General features: G+C 50.1%; 12 protein-coding genes and 1 tRNA gene. 3 read left to right on the forward strand and 10 right to left on the reverse strand.

What is annotated here, in order from left to right; genetic code table 11:
- Window positions 1-40 precede the first annotated feature (40 nt).
- Together ABYT30_RS04755 and gltX are read right to left on the reverse strand one after the other, a co-directional pair.
- Window positions 41-116, reverse strand: a tRNA-Ala gene (locus ABYT30_RS04755).
- Between the two features lie 110 nt (window positions 117-226).
- On the reverse strand, window positions 227-1,723 hold the full coding sequence (gene gltX / locus ABYT30_RS04760; RefSeq protein WP_373082053.1) for a glutamate--tRNA ligase: 1,497 nt from the start codon (window positions 1,721-1,723) through the stop codon (window positions 227-229).
- 133 nt (window positions 1,724-1,856) lie between these two features.
- Between gltX and dusA the strand changes: the two genes are divergently transcribed.
- Genes dusA through ABYT30_RS04775 form a run of 3 tightly spaced genes read left to right on the forward strand, consistent with a single transcriptional unit; the run spans window position 1,857 to window position 4,262 of the window.
- Complete coding sequence (gene dusA, locus ABYT30_RS04765; protein WP_373082055.1) at window positions 1,857-2,840, forward strand: tRNA dihydrouridine(20/20a) synthase DusA; 984 nt, start codon at window positions 1,857-1,859, stop codon at window positions 2,838-2,840.
- Window positions 2,841-2,866: 26 nt separating this feature from the next.
- A complete protein-coding gene (gene tal / locus ABYT30_RS04770; protein ID WP_373082057.1) occupies window positions 2,867-3,826 on the forward strand; it encodes a transaldolase in 960 nt (319 codons plus the stop codon).
- Entirely contained in the window at window positions 3,819-4,262 is a 444-nt protein-coding gene (locus tag ABYT30_RS04775; protein WP_373082059.1) for a TerB family tellurite resistance protein, read from the forward strand. Before tal ends, ABYT30_RS04775 begins: the two co-directional genes overlap by 8 nt.
- Before the next feature lie 12 nt (window positions 4,263-4,274).
- On the opposite strand, the gene ABYT30_RS04780 is transcribed toward ABYT30_RS04775, so the two are convergent.
- The 8 genes from ABYT30_RS04780 to ABYT30_RS04815 form a co-directional block, all read right to left on the reverse strand.
- Entirely contained in the window at window positions 4,275-4,763 is a 489-nt protein-coding gene (locus tag ABYT30_RS04780) for an STAS domain-containing protein (RefSeq protein ID WP_373082061.1), read from the reverse strand.
- Window positions 4,764-4,767: 4 nt separating this feature from the next.
- Entirely contained in the window at window positions 4,768-5,949 is a 1,182-nt protein-coding gene (locus tag ABYT30_RS04785) for a PP2C family protein-serine/threonine phosphatase (RefSeq protein WP_373082063.1), read from the reverse strand.
- Between the two features lie 81 nt (window positions 5,950-6,030).
- Window positions 6,031-6,750: a VacJ family lipoprotein gene (locus tag ABYT30_RS04790; RefSeq protein WP_373082066.1), complete on the reverse strand. Its 720-nt coding sequence runs from the start codon at window positions 6,748-6,750 to the stop codon at window positions 6,031-6,033.
- 92 nt (window positions 6,751-6,842) lie between these two features.
- Window positions 6,843-7,580 (reverse strand): DUF2063 domain-containing protein, encoded by a 738-nt coding sequence (locus ABYT30_RS04795; protein WP_373082069.1) that lies wholly within the window; start codon window positions 7,578-7,580, stop codon window positions 6,843-6,845.
- A complete protein-coding gene (locus ABYT30_RS04800; protein ID WP_373082071.1) occupies window positions 7,577-8,434 on the reverse strand; it encodes a DUF692 domain-containing protein in 858 nt (285 codons plus the stop codon). The genes ABYT30_RS04795 and ABYT30_RS04800 overlap by 4 nt, the downstream gene beginning before the upstream one ends.
- 40 nt (window positions 8,435-8,474) lie before the next feature.
- Window positions 8,475-9,008 (reverse strand): hypothetical protein, encoded by a 534-nt coding sequence (locus ABYT30_RS04805; protein WP_373095452.1) that lies wholly within the window; start codon window positions 9,006-9,008, stop codon window positions 8,475-8,477.
- A gap of 144 nt (window positions 9,009-9,152) precedes the next feature.
- Window positions 9,153-13,091: an ATP-dependent RNA helicase HrpA gene (hrpA, locus tag ABYT30_RS04810; protein ID WP_373095455.1), complete on the reverse strand. Its 3,939-nt coding sequence runs from the start codon at window positions 13,089-13,091 to the stop codon at window positions 9,153-9,155.
- A 65-nt stretch (window positions 13,092-13,156) separates the two neighbouring features.
- Entirely contained in the window at window positions 13,157-14,851 is a 1,695-nt protein-coding gene (locus tag ABYT30_RS04815; protein WP_373082075.1) for an AMP-binding protein, read from the reverse strand.
- Window positions 14,852-14,933: the final 82 nt, after the last annotated feature.

The following is a 14,933-nucleotide window of genomic DNA, read 5'->3' on the forward strand; positions in this document are numbered from 1 at the left end:
AGGCAAAAAAAAACCGCTTTTCAGCGGTTTTTCAAAACTTTGGTGGAGCTAGGCGGGATCGAACCGCCGACCTCTTGCATGCCATGCAAGCGCTCTCCCAGCTGAGCTATAGCCCCAAAGCAGAGGATGCGCATATTAATGATCACCCTTGACCTTGTCAACAAGTGGATGAAAAATCTCGTTAATTTCTTTACCACACCCACTCGGTTACAAGACAGCAAGATATTTACGCCTTCGCTTCACACGCTTGCTGATACCGCTTCTCCAATTTTTTAAGGCGCTTTTTACCCACACCACCCAGCACCTCGACCGCATGGCGCAAACGCGCCCGACTCATGTCGGGGCCAAGTACTTCCATGGAGTCGACCACTGAAATTGACGAGGTGGTGCCCGCAATAGCAATAAACAGCGGCGGCATAAAATCTTTTAATTTAATACCTAAGCCATCTGCCAGTGACTTTATCTCTGCGAAGATTGCATCTCGCTGCCAATCACTTAGCGCTTCTAGGCGCCAAGCCGCGCACTGCAATAAGGTAAGAAGTTCGTCCTCATCTAAACTTGAAACAGCAAAGCTGGCCGGTGTAAGGGGCAACATGCCAGATAGGAAAAACCCCGCCAAGGGTGCCAAATCACTGAACACCTCAATACGAGACTGAATATGCGGTATGATTTTCATGAGGGTATCGCGATTCAAAGCCCACTCTTGCAGGCGGTCGGCGAGCTGCTCTGGATTGCAGTCTTCGCGCAGCCACAAACCATTGAGCCAGCGCAGCTTTTCCACATCGAAAATCGGCCCACCCAAGCTCACTCGGCTAATATCAAAATGGGCAATCATTTCCTGCAGGCTGAATTTCTCGCTTTCATCTGGCATTGACCAGCCCATGCGACCCAAATAATTCAACATTGCCTCGGGTAAAAAACCCATGCGCTTATAATAATTAATACTGGTCGGGTTTTTGCGCTTACTGAGTTTACTCTTGTCAGGGTTGCGCAATAGAGGCAAATGACACAGTACAGGCATATCCCAGCCAAAATACTGATACAACAACTTATGTTTTGGCGCCGAATTTATCCACTCCTCGCCGCGCAGCACATGACTTATCCCCATCAAATGATCATCAACCACATTAGCGAGGTGGTAGGTTGGTAAACCGTCAGACTTCAGTAATATTTGGGCGTCGACCTGGCCCCACTCCAGTTCAATTTTACCTCGCAGCATGTCATCGATCTCGCAGTGGCCGTCATCTTCTGGCACAAACATACGAATGACGTAAGGCTCACCGGCGGCCTCTCGGCGCGCGTTCTCGGCATCGTCTAATTTCAAATCGGAGTATTTAAGCGCCGTATGACCACCCGCCTCACGACGGGCCTCGCGCAAAGTATCTAGCTCGACCGGTGTCCGATAGCAACGAAATGCGTGGCCCGCCGCAATTAATTGCTCGCAATGTTCGCGATATATTTCACTACGCTCACTCTGCCGATAAGGCCCGTGGGGACCGCCCACGTCCGGACCCTCGTCCCAATCCAAACCCAGCCAGCGCAACGAATCAAAAATCGCCTGCTCAGAGGCGGCAGTTGAACGCTGTTGATCGGTATCTTCGATCCTCAGCAAAAACTCCCCGCCCTGACTTTTAGCGAAGCAGTAGTTGAATAAGGCGATATAAGCAGTGCCCACATGTGGGTCGCCAGTGGGGGACGGAGCAATACGAGTGCGAACAGTCATGGAGTGTTTATTACCATTTGAATACAATAGGGTTTTCAGCGCGCCACCAATAATGACAGCAAGCTCATGCTACGGCCATTATACGTGTCGATACTGCCAAGATTCATCCATCCGCAGAGGTATTTCAACGCAGATGAGCAAAAAAACTCTCGACCGCCGCTTCTGCGTCGCTCCGATGCTGGATTGGTCAGATCGCCATTGCAGGGTTTTCTGGCGCCAGCTAAGCCGTCATGCCGTTCTGTATACGGAAATGATAACCACTGGCGCATTAATCCACGGCGACCAAGCGCGTCATTTAGATTACAGCGATATTGAACACCCTGTAGCGCTGCAATTGGGCGGCAGCGACCCCGCAGATCTGGCGACTGCAGTGCGGATGGCCGAACAATGGCGTTACGATGAAGTGAATTTAAATTGCGGCTGCCCCTCCGACCGAGTACAAAACGGCTTTTTTGGCGCCTGCCTGATGTCCCGTCCGAGCTTAGTTGCCGATTGCGTAAAGGCGATGAAAGACGCTGGCGACATACCGATCACCGTTAAGCATCGGATCGGCATAGACGAACAAGAGGGCTACGGCCCACTCCAAGAATTTGTGGGGGCCATTGCTGAGGCCGGTACCGACGCCATTATTGTCCACGCTCGTAAAGCCTGGCTGCAGGGCCTAAGCCCCAAGGAAAACCGAGAAATCCCGCCGTTAAATTATGAATTAGTTCACCAACTAAAACAGGACTTCCCAACCCTGGAGATCATCATCAACGGCGGCATCCAGACCCTCGAAGACGCCAACTCGCAATTGTCATATGTCGATGGCATTATGATGGGCCGCAGCGCCTACCAAACACCCTATATACTGGCGGAGGTAGATGAGCAGTTTTATCAGCAAGCCGCTACTAACAAAACTCGGCGTGACATCATCCACGACTTGTTTCCTTATATTGAGGCGGAGCTGGTCAAAGGCACCCGACTAAACCACATGACCCGACATATTCTAGGGCTGTTTAATGGTCAAGCAGGCGGCAAGCTGTTTCGTCGCCATATCAGCGAACACGCTCACCGCCCCGGCGCAGGCCTAGAAGTTCTCAGCGACGCGCTAGCCTATGTTGAGCGCAGCTGGTAGTTAAGCAATTAAAGGATTAATCAATAATGAGCAGTAAACTCGATCAATTAAAATCAATGACCGATGTCGTTGCCGACACTGGGGATATAGAAGCCATCGCTCGCTTTGCCCCCCAAGATGCGACCACTAATCCCTCATTAATTCTGAAAGCCGCCGCACTACCGCAGTACAGTGGCTTAATAGACGACGTTGTGAAAAACACACTCCACGATGCCGACGACCCTATACAACTACAAAGCGCAGCCACCCAGCTAGCGGTAGAAATTGGCGCCGAAATTACTAAACTCGTACCTGGCAAGGTGTCGACTGAAGTCGATGCCCGCCTGTCATTTAACACCGAGGCGATGATTAACGAAGGTCGCCGCATCGTTCAGCTTTATCAAACCAAGGGAATCGATAAAAGCCGCCTGCTGATTAAAATCGCCTCAACATGGGAAGGCATCGAAGCGGCAAAAGTCCTCGAGCAAGAAGGCATTGAGTGCAATCTAACTTTGCTCTTTAGCCTAGTTCAGGCAGCAGCCTGCGCAGAAGCCGGCGCCACCTTAATTTCGCCTTTTGTTGGCCGGATTTTGGACTGGCATGTCGCTCACGGCGCAAAACCGGCCAACGCAAATGAAGACCCCGGCGTGCAATCGGTTAGCGCGATTTACAGTTATTACAAACAACACAACTACAAAACCGTTGTTATGGGCGCAAGCTTTCGCAATTGCGGTGAAATTGAAGCATTGGCGGGCTGTGACCGACTCACTATTAGCCCAGCCCTGTTGAGCGAATTGAAAGAAGACAACGGCGACCTGCCCCGCCGCCTGTCACCCGAAATGAGTTTTGCATCTCAGGCCAAAATTTCGATTAACGAAATCGACTTCCGCTGGGCGATGAATGAAGACGCCATGGCCACCGAAAAACTAGCGGAAGGAATTCGCGCATTTGCCGCAGACCAAGTTAAATTAGAAACTCTACTGCGAGGGTGGAACCGGCATGTTTGAAAAACTGAAGCAACTTTTCGCGGTCGCAGATGACACCGGCAATAGCGACAATATGACCTTGGAGCTGGTCACTGCCGCACTGCTGCTGGAGGTCAGTAAAGCAGACTTCCAAGAAGACCCCGCGGAAATCGATAAAATCCGCAATATTCTACTTCAACACTTTTCGGTCAGCCTTAGCGATATCAATGCATTTATCGCCAAAGCCCGAGAAACCGGTAACGACAGCACCTCGCTCTACCCCTTTACCCGTTATATTAATGACAACTGCAATAATATAGAGAAATACCAGTTAGTCTTGGCACTATGGGAAGTGGCGCTAGAAGACGGCCGAATAGATAAATACGAAGACCACCTAATTCGTAAAATTTCGGATCTGATTTATTTACCCCATAGTGAATTTATCAGGGCTAAATTAAGCGTAATCGGCGTTGAGTAAAACACGACTGGCCTAAAAACACTGGCCTTCTAGCAGTGACACCAATTCTCTAAACTTCGCGTGATTACTATCACTTAAGCCCATTAGCGTGCGATGGGCTTCAAGGACGCGACTGCGAACGCCCTCTTCACTGGCATCTAATACTGGCAACTCCCCCAGGTCCTCATCGTCCAACAAGGGCTCTTGACGGATACGGAACACTCGGTCAAACCCCATGCTCTGCAGCACACGGGTAATATCGGGATTGGTGGACAAAATAAGCGGGACAAACTCAAATTTTTCTTTAGCCTTGATCGCTAATTTAGCAAGCAAGCCCAAGGTAGTGCTGTCGACATTAATGGCATCGGATAAATCCACCACCACACTAGCAAAGCCCTCGACAGAGAACATTTCGTCGAAGAACTCATCCAAGGTAGTACAAAGGGTCAGCCGCACGTCGCCAACCAGCTTTATTACAAAGGCACCGTCCTGTCCCGCTACTAAAATTCGACCAGGCTGCATTCGCCTATAACCTACTTACAACTAAAATTGCGATATCGTCCGGCGCTTCGTTTATATCAAATAAACCAAAGGTCTCGGCCAGCTGCGTTGAGGAGTTTTGACCCTGTTTTAACAAATCAAGCAAGAGCTGCTCTTTATTTTCCAAGGTATCACTGTTCAAGACCTCTAATATACCATCAGAGAACAAGCTCAGCACAGCCCCCGGTGGAAAACTGATCATATGGTCAGTAAATTGTGCGTCCGCAAATAAGCCTACCGGCATATCGTGCTCGGGCAAAAACTCTGCTCTACCATCGACCGCCAGTACCGGCGCCGGCAAATGCCCCGCCACAGAATAGGACAATTGATTACATTTTAAATCGAACGCACCCACACACAGCGTCACATGCTTGCCAATACCCATCTCTAATAGTTCACGATTAGCAATGGCTAGCATTTTCGCAGGAGATAGAATGGCGGTTGAGCCTCGATGTAAAAAATCGCTACGCTTACGCGCAAATAGATTCTTCAGAAAGACGGTAACGAATGCCGAGCTAGCGCCGTGACCAGAAACATCGGCAACAAAAAATACGGCATGATCTTCACCCACCACAAAATAGTCAACAAAGTCACCACTAAGGTACAAGGAGGGCAAAATATAGTGACAGAATTGGTAATTAGATATTTGCTTAGGTGTGTCTGGTAGCAGCAGTTGCTGCACGTGCTTACCAGCCTGCTGATCCTGCTGTAGTAGGGTTAAACTTTCCAGCAATTCGCGGTTAGCGCTTTCGAGCTTATTTCGATACGCCAAGTTTTCGCGTTTTAAGGCACCTCGTTCCAGCGCCCGATCAAGAACATGACTTATAACAACCAATTTTTCGGTCGGCAACATCAAATAATCGGTTGCACCATGGCGCACAGCGGCAAGAATATCAGCCATGCTTTTACGACGAGAAAGACCTATCAGCGGGAGTTCCCGTGGATCAGCGGCCATTTTACCCAGAAGATCAATACCACGATCCTCAGGAAAATCGATATCAATCATGACAATATCGATATCTTCTTCACGGAAACTCGGCATCGCTAAGGCACAATCGGCAATGGCCACAACTTCCATGCCGAGTCGCTCTAAAGAAACAACGAGCTGAGCTTGAATTGCGTCCGCCTGTTGAACCAGCAGAATCCGATGAGGACAGGTGTTATTCATTCAGCCTTTTTACCCGCATCCACCCGCACACACAAGGGGCAATCGTGTGGAGGATTAACAGCCTTTTGAAGGGGCACGATCTTAAAAGTCAAAAGACTCAAAGTCTTCATCGCCAAAATCATCTTTAAGCTGGCCATCGTTTATCAGGAACTCTCTACGCTGTAGATAGGCGTCTTTGAAAAAAGTGTATTTATCACCCGACACCAAACCCTCGGTGCCCAACAAACTGGCGCGAACCTGCAGCAAATCCAGCAGGCTCATGCCATAGCGCGCCGTCTCTGGATCGATCGCACCAGTCACTGACACTAAAGAGTCAACGCCCTGGCCAGCACCATCGCGAATATTACTCGGCCCTAAAAACGGCAGCACCAAATACGGTCCAGGCCCAACGCCCCACACCGCCATGGTTTGACCAAAGTCTTCAGATTCGCGCTTTAAGCCAATATGACTAGCCACATCAAAAAAACCAACTACCCCAACGGTAGTATTGATAATAAAGCGACCGCCATCGACGAACACATCGCCAACTTTGCCCTGCAATAAATCATTCGTCATGTTTTTGATTTCGCCAATATTATTAAAGAAATTGGCAATACCCTGATCAACAATAGCGGGCGTAATCTTGCGGTACCCACGCGCTATCGGCTGCACCAAATATTCGTCAGCGGTATTATTAAACGCAAATATACCGCGATTGAAACCCTCCCAAGGATCGCGGGGATCACCGTCGCTCTCCGCGTTCGCCCCTGCTACTCCCAGCATTGACAACAACACCAGCAAGGCACAGACTTTTCGTTGCATTGGAATCATCTACCCAAATCACTCTTTAAGTCCAAAACCGGCCATCACTATACCTAATAGGCTAGAAATTGGCACCAATTGGATCATTACCACTAATTTACCAACAAAATATCCAGATCCAGCAATTGCCGCAATATTTCGCTACCAAAAGTCACCACCGCCGAAAACTCGACATTTAATTCCCCTGCGATCTCAGCCAGCACATCACTAGATACTTTCCCGCTCGATTGGGCGACTATAGCCAACAGCCTGGCCGTGACACTGTTAATTTCAAGAAACCGAACCTCATCTAGGCGATTCCGGTAAACCACAATATACGTTGGCTCAGCCGCAGGCTCACGAGGTTGAAAATCCACACTAAGATGATGTACCGGAAACTGATAAGCCAAGGACCAAGCCAACGGGGAAACACTGAGAGCGACACGAAGAATGTCGTCGACACCAACCGCCGGTGGCAGCTCGTCTTCCGCGATATCCAAGGCCAGCTCGACCCACTCATAGTGCGCCAATTCCCGCAAAAACACCGGATCAAGCTCGGCACTGCGTCGATCTTCGAGATAACTGAGAAATTCCTCTGCTATCCGCAAAAAATACGGGCTTTGGCAGCAGTGGCAACGCATAAAATCCCGTACCAAGGCATACCAGTCATCTTCAGCATACAGGCTTCGACAAACCGGAAATCCGTTGCTGAGAAAGCCCTCTATATTATTAAAGAATAAGTCCCTATAAATTGCTAAGCGCCGGGGCTCAATACCCGCCGGCCCTGGGCTGACATCTGGGTCACGGACAAAATCCGTCATACACTGCTGCACTTGCTGAAAGCCTTTCATTTGCCATCACATCCAATGACAAAGGACTCAACAACCTTAACTTTAGCTTGTGCTCGACGAATCTGACTTACTTCCAACAACAACTCTGCCATTGGAGGGAAGTTAAAGTCTCGTTCCAAGAGCGTCGGCAAGGGCCCACAGAGCCGATAAGCCTCGTCGAGTAATGCCCAGACCGACTCAATGACATCAGCGCCATGAGTATCGACCCTCAAATCCTCGGCTTCGTCGAAATGCCCTGCAATGTGAATATAACGCGCGCGCGCCAAAGGCAGCGAATGTAAAAATTGATAGGGGTCGTAGTTGTGATTTACGCTGTTAACAAAAATATTATTCACATCCAAAAGTAAATCGCAGTCAGCCTCGCTCAATACCGCGTTGATGAATTCACTTTCAGACATCGCTTGCGCAGGCGCCGCATAATAAGAGGCGTTTTCAAGCAAAATGCGCTGACCTAAGGTGTCTTGAACCTGCTTAACCCGCTCCGCAACGTGATAAACCGCCTCCTCCGTGAATGGTATCGGCAATAAATCATAGAGCTGGCCTTGGTCGCCACAATAAGTCAGGTGCTCTGAGTACAGCGGGCAATCAAACCGCCGGATAAACTCCTTTATATCGCCTAACAAACCTTTATCCAGCGGAGCGAAGCCGCCAATATTCAATGATAAACCGTGTAAGTAGACCGGATATCGCTCAGCTAACTCCCGAAATGAACGACCAAAGCGGCCGCCGATATGTAGCCAGTTTTCCGGCGCAACCTCAAGGAAATCCAGTTCACCACGAGTAAGGGCTTGTAGTTCAGGAATCAATCCCCGCCGCAAGCCCAACCCCGCAAGTGCACTCGGCACCTCACCCACGGGGTTCACCCTTACCCACTAGCTGTATATCCGTCATTTACTACTTAGCCATCTTGTCAGCGCCGCATTTACCCTCGCCACACTTACCTTCAATGGCAGCTTTGACCTCTACTTTGGTTTTAACAGCCCCACACTTGCCCTCACCGCACTTACCTTCGCCGCACTTACCTTCGTGAGCAGCTTTGGCTTTGTCAGCGCCACATTTGGCTTCGCCACACTTGCCTTCGTGCGCCGCCTTGGCTTTATCAGCACCGCATTTGGCTTCACCGCACTTGCCCTCGTGAGCCGCTTTGGCCTTGTCAGCACCACACTTAGCTTCGCCACACTTACCTTCGTGCGCGGATTTTGCTTTGTCTGCACCACACTGCGCTTCTGCGCTGGCTTTTTCGGCGTCGAACTTCGCTTCAGATTTCGCCGCTTTGTCGGCGTTGCCCATTGCCAATTCATAACCAGACGTCAGTGTTTTCGCGGCAAAGGGGTTTTCACCAGCCATCGCTGGGCTCATCGCAGAAGCGAGTATGGCTGCACCAAAGGCCGCAGCCATCGGCTTTTTAGTAAAGGTTTTCTGAGTCATTGTTATTCTCCAGTCTAAGTATGTAAGCCAGCATTTAAAAAGAAAACGATTCAATAATCCATCGCACCATGAGCATAGCAGTTTTAAGCGATGGACCTCATACGCGATATCGACGTCATTCGATTTAGTAATATAGAGACGCACTCAATTTAATAATGTTACATCTTGCACCAAGGCTTTCCAGAGAACTTTCAGTCGTTTCTCCGAAATCGGCGTTCGAGTGCCCATGTTTTGAGCGAACAATGAAATCCGCAACTCTTCCATTTGCCAGCGGTACTCCATCACCTTCGGGTGACGGCGATGCTTTTCCGGAAGTTTCTTCACAAACTCTAAAAACTGCTGTTGCAGCGGTTCAAGTACCAAGGTCGATTGCCGGTCACGCTGGTAAGCACCATCCAATTTGCTTATCCGTTGTGATATCGCCTGTAAATAACGCGGATATTGCACAAGTTCCTCACGACTCAGGTCCGTTATGAAACCCTCGAAGAACAAAGCGGCTAATTGACCATTTATGTCATTGATACTGTGAATCCAACTGAGTGAATTCAGTTTTTTAAGGCTGCGCCGAATATCGGCGTAATTTTCCAGTATTCGACTTAATAGTTCAGCGCAGGCCTCCGCGTCGGCAACAAAGCCGCCACGCCCCTGCTCCCAAACTTGCTCAAATTCTTCTTTAGTATGGGGTAAACAATCATCACTCAGCGCAAAGCTGTGCTGCGCTGCAGCCAACAAACAGTCCTCCAGCCAGCGCTTTTTCTGTTCTCCAACCGCCGATAATTGCAATTGTGCTGTATTGCTGCGAAATAAACTCGCTCGCAAAGCCTTACACTGCTGAACAAGCCGCAATAAAAGTAAGCGTTGTACGCCGCGCAAATTAGCCTGTTTAGCATCGGCATCGGTTTCCGCCAAGCTTAATTCAACACCTTCACCTTGATCCCGCAAGCACGGATAGGCAACAAGCGTTGCGCCGCCTTGTTTAAACTCATAACGGGGTTCCAAGCGATCAAAATCCCAGTCCGTTAGGGTTTTGGTTTCAAATCCGCTACCACGTTCTTCGGCGATACCTTGCTGTACCTGCACGGCCAGTTCTGCACAAAGTGCCCGAAAATCTCGGCTTTGAGCCAACAATTTTCCGGCATTATCGAGCACACGGATATTCATGCGATAGAAATTATCGAGGTTGTTCCTCGACCACTCAGCAACATCAATCTGCAGACCGCTGATTTTCCGTAACGCCTCAGCCAAGCTCGGCAGTAAACCCACATCATCAACTGACAGCATGGGCAGCGCCTTGTCAACAAAGTCCGGTACTGGCACTAACTGCTTACGCTGCACTTTTGGCAGGTTCTTAAGCAGTGCAATACACTTATCCCGCAGTAGCCCCGGCACCAGCCACTCCAGCCGTCCTTCTGGCAGTTTCGTCAAGCTTGCCAATGGCACGGAGACACTAACACCATCGGCAGGGTGATTAGGTTCAAAATGGTAACTCAACGCCAAAATCATGCCGGCGCAGTGCAAGGTGTCAGGGAATTGCTCCTCAGTGACATCACTACCGGCGTGGCGCATTAACTCCCCGCGACTCAAAAACAAGGTTCGTGGCGGCGCTGTGTTTTTTAACCAGCTTTCCAAATGCGCAGCCGTGATTATGCCGTCGGGAATACGTTCATTGTAATAGCGGAACAGCTCATCATCAGATACCAAAATATCTCGGCGCCGAGCCTTATCTTCCAACTCGCCGATTTCGTCAATCAATTTGCGATTGTGGCGAAAGAACTCGGCTTTGCCTTGATAGCGGCCTTCGACCAAGGCTTGTCGAATTAGAATTTCACGACTTTCGACCGGCGAAATCGGGCCGTAGTGAACCCGCTTTTTATCACGGATCAGCAGGCCATAGAGCATGGTTTGCTCATAGGCCATTACACGGCCACTGCGGCTATGCCAGTGAGGCTCGTAATAACTGCGTTTTAACAGCTCATCGTTAATACCAAATACCCACTCGGGGTCGATTTTTGCCACACAACGCGCGTAGAGCTGGGTAGTTTCCGCAAGCTCTGCAGCTACAATCCATTTCGGCGCTTTTTTAAACAAAGAGGAACCAGGAAATATCCGCAATTTCCGATTGCGGGCGCCGAGGTATTCCCGCTCTTCATCTTTGCAGGCAATTTGCCCTAAAAAGCCCGGCAGCAAGGCACGGTGAATGCTGTCAAAATCCGCGGGTTCACGATTCACCGGCAATTTTAATTGCCGACACATCAAGGTGATTTGGTGGTGAACCTCGCGCCACTCCCGCATCCGCGTCCAAGATAAAAATTCGCGCTGACAGAGCTTGCGCCACTGACTCGCCGACAGCGCTTGACGCTGCTCCTCGGCGTAATCCCACAAACCAACAAAGGCCATAAAATCTGAATCTGGCTGCCAAAAGCGGCGGTGTTTTTCATCGGCAGCTTGCTGTTTATCGGCTGGCCGGTCGCGAGGGTCTTGAATACTTAGCGCGCTGGCAATAATAAGCATTTCTCGCAAACATCCGCCATCGGCAGCAGCCAGCAGTAAACGACCAATACGTGGGTCAACAGGAAAGCGGCCCAATTGCTGACCGAGTTTATTGAGCTTGCCGTCTTTTATCGCGCCCAGCTCGGCAAGCAAGGCAAAACCGTCGTTAACAAATTTATTATCGGGGGCATCCACAAACGGAAAAGCACTGATATCCCCCAGCTTGAGCTGGAGCATTTGCAGAATAACTGCCGCGAGATTGGTACGCTGAATTTCTGGTTCGGTATACACCGGCCGACCCAAGTAGTCAGCCTCGCTATACAGACGGTAGGCAATACCAGCCGCGACACGGCCGCAACGTCCGGCGCGCTGATTGGCGCTAGCTTGTGAAATTGGCTCTATCGGCAATCGCTGCACCTTGCTCCGCACGCTGTAGCGACTAATACGGGCCGTGCCGCCATCAATCACATAACGGATCCCCGGAACGGTTAGCGAGGTTTCCGCAACATTGGTTGCCAAAACCACCCGCCAACCACGCCGCCCCCGCAAATCAAAAATCCGCTGTTGCTCAGCCGTGCTTAAACGAGAATACAGAGGCAGCACCTCTGCCCCCGGCAAATCTGCTTTACGCAAATGCCGAGTCACATCACGAATATCCCGCTCGCCACTAAGAAAAACCAAGGTATCACCGCTGCGTTGGGCGCCCTCAGCAATCAATTCTCGCAGCACCGCCTCAACGGCCTCACCCAGATCGTTATCGGCACTCAACTCCTCTTGCGGTCGGTAGCGATATTCAACGGGAAAACTGCGGCCAGAAACCTCAATTACCGGCGCATTATTAAAGTGCTCGGAAAAACGTGCGACATCAATCGTGGCCGACGTTATTATCAGTTTTAAGTCGGGCCTCTTAGGCAGCAGGGTTTTCAAATAACCCAGCAGAAAATCAATATTCAAGCTGCGCTCATGGGCCTCATCAATAATGATGGTGTCGTATTCACTCAAGAAGCGGTCGCGCTGAATCGCCGCCAGCAAAATACCGTCGGTCATCAATTTGATATGGCTGTTCGGCGAGCTGACTTCCTGAAAACGAATTTGAAAGGCAACGCCCTCGCCCAAGCTTGTGCCAAGTTCCTCCGCCAGGCGCTGAGCCACCGCCCGCGCCGCCAAACGGCGCGGCTGAGTATGAGCAATGAGGCCAGCAACGCCACGGCCCATGTCTAAACAGATTTTGGGGATTTGGGTGGTCTTCCCCGAGCCAGTCTCCCCCGCGACGACAACAACCTGATGCTCGCTAATAGCAGCGCGAATATCATCGACCCGCTGACTTACGGGCAAATCTGGCGGATAGGCGATTGCCGGCAAGCTCCCCCGCCGTTGCAGAACTCTGGCCTGCGAGGCCGCAAAGCGCTGGCCCAGCGCCGTTAGCTTCTGACTAATGTCAGCGCCCGTCGCAGCCTGTTGCTGCAATTGCCGACAGGCGCGACCAAGCGAGAAGCGATCGGCTAAGAAACAGTCATCCAACTGGCCCAATAAGGCCTGCGGATCTAGCGCAACGGCGACGGCCGAACTCATTTCTGATCGAATTTCAGACATACATTCCATTAAAAACAAAAAAGGCGCCAGTTGGCGCCTTTTACTTATGCATAACAGCTAAACGACTATTTGTTAGCCTTGGCGAGCTTGGCGAGCTCCTCGTCGCGAAGCGAGCGACGCAACACCTTACCAACATTGGTTTTAGGCAGTTCATCACGCACTTCAATATAGCGAGGCATTTTATAGCCGGTGAGGCGTTCACGCAAAAATGCTTTTAGCTCACTGACGTCAATATCGCCTTTTTTGGCAGCTACAAAGATTTTAACTGCTTCCCCAGACTTTTCATCAGGCACGCCAATTGCCGCACATTCAGCAATATTGGGGTGGCCGCTCAAAACGTCTTCAATCTCATTGGGGTAAACATTAAAACCGGAGACAATGATCATGTCCTTCATACGGTCGACAATGCGCATGTAACCATCTTCTTGCACAACAGCGACGTCACCCGTGTGCAGCCAACCATCAATAATGGTTTTTTCAGTTTCGTCTGGACGCTGCCAATAGCCCATCATCACCTGCGGGCCACGAACACATAGTTCACCACGTTCACCGACACCCTTGTCAACGCCGTCAACAACGATGCGAATCTCAGTACCAGGCAAGGCAACGCCAATCGTACCAATTTGATTATTACCACCCGGGTTAATGGAGACCACTGGTGATGTTTCAGTTAGACCGTAGCCTTCGTAAACCTCAGCGCCAGTGACGTCCATCCACTCTTTTGCTGCACCGGCTGTTAAGGCCATACCGCCTGACATAGTGGCTTTAACCGAGGAAAAGTCCAGCGCTCGGAATTCCTCGTTATTGCACAACTGTACAAACAGGGTATTAATCCCGCTCATACCGCTCCAGCGATAGCGCTTCATTTCTTTTATTACACTGCCAAGGTCACGCGGGTTGGCGATTAAGACGCCATGGTTACCCTGTAACATCACGCAGAAAGACAGCATAAAGGAGTAAATATGGTATAGCGGCAAGGGCGACAGAAAGGTTTCTTCGCCTTCCTTCAGGCCAAAGCTTTCAAACAGATTTTTACTCTGCAGAATATTCGCCATTAAATTGCGATGGCTGATCATCGCACCTTTAGATACCCCGGTAGTACCGCCGGTGTATTGCAGTAATGCAACGTCTTCAGCATCAGGGTTCGCTTGGGTAAATTCACCACTCTTCCCCTTGGCCAAAACACTGCGATATTTAACTGCGTTCTTAAATTTGAACTTGGGCACCATTTTTTTAACGTGCTTAACGACGTTATTAATGAGTATCCGTTTTGCAGTTGGGTGCAGATCGCCAATTTCAGTCACAATGACGAATTCGACGGGGGTCTCATCTACCACTGCAGCCGCCGCTTCCGCGACATTGGCGAGTACAACCAATGCTTTTGCACCGGAGTCATTCAGCTGGTGCTTTAACTCGCGCTGACTGTAAAGTGGGTTGGTGTTGACCACAATTAAACCAGCGCGAATAGCGCCAAACAACGCGACCGGGTATTGCAAGATATTAGGCATTTGCAGTGCAATGCGGTCACCGGGGCGCAAATTAGTATTTTTCTGTAAATATGTCGCAAATTGAGCTGAAAGCTTATCTAGATCGCTATAAGTAATGGTTTCGCCCATACAGGACATCGCGGGCAAATTACCAAATTTGCTGACGCAGTGGTTAAACATAGCCCCCAAATTTGCATGCTGTGTTAAATCCACATTGTCTGGCATGCCCACTTTCGCACGCGCTGCTTTAATAACTGCTGCAATACTTTCCATTTCTGCTGACAAAGTCGCCCCCTAAAATAGTGCTTGTTGTTATTGGCGCCGCACCCAAAAAACTCAGGCAAGCCGACCACTG

Source organism: Zhongshania sp., from assembly GCF_041623545.1.
In the GTDB taxonomy this organism is placed as follows: domain Bacteria; phylum Pseudomonadota; class Gammaproteobacteria; order Pseudomonadales; family Spongiibacteraceae; genus Spongiibacter.

Coding starts and splice junctions, on each gene's coding strand:
- hrpA (WP_373095455.1), bottom strand. CDS start 13,091: ATGTCTGAAATTCGATCAGAAATGAGTTCGGCCGTCGCCGTTGCGCTA.
- ABYT30_RS04815 (WP_373082075.1), bottom strand. CDS start 14,851: ATGGAAAGTATTGCAGCAGTTATTAAAGCAGCGCGTGCGAAAGTGGGC.
- ABYT30_RS04795 (WP_373082069.1), bottom strand. CDS start 7,580: ATGAAAGGCTTTCAGCAAGTGCAGCAGTGTATGACGGATTTTGTCCGT.
- ABYT30_RS04785 (WP_373082063.1), bottom strand. CDS start 5,949: ATGAATAACACCTGTCCTCATCGGATTCTGCTGGTTCAACAGGCGGAC.
- ABYT30_RS04805 (WP_373095452.1), bottom strand. CDS start 9,008: ATGACTCAGAAAACCTTTACTAAAAAGCCGATGGCTGCGGCCTTTGGT.
- ABYT30_RS04780 (WP_373082061.1), bottom strand. CDS start 4,763: ATGCAGCCTGGTCGAATTTTAGTAGCGGGACAGGACGGTGCCTTTGTA.
- gltX (WP_373082053.1), bottom strand. CDS start 1,723: ATGACTGTTCGCACTCGTATTGCTCCGTCCCCCACTGGCGACCCACAT.
- ABYT30_RS04775 (WP_373082059.1), top strand. CDS start 3,819: ATGTTTGAAAAACTGAAGCAACTTTTCGCGGTCGCAGATGACACCGGC.
- dusA (WP_373082055.1), top strand. CDS start 1,857: ATGAGCAAAAAAACTCTCGACCGCCGCTTCTGCGTCGCTCCGATGCTG.
- tal (WP_373082057.1), top strand. CDS start 2,867: ATGAGCAGTAAACTCGATCAATTAAAATCAATGACCGATGTCGTTGCC.
- ABYT30_RS04790 (WP_373082066.1), bottom strand. CDS start 6,750: ATGCAACGAAAAGTCTGTGCCTTGCTGGTGTTGTTGTCAATGCTGGGA.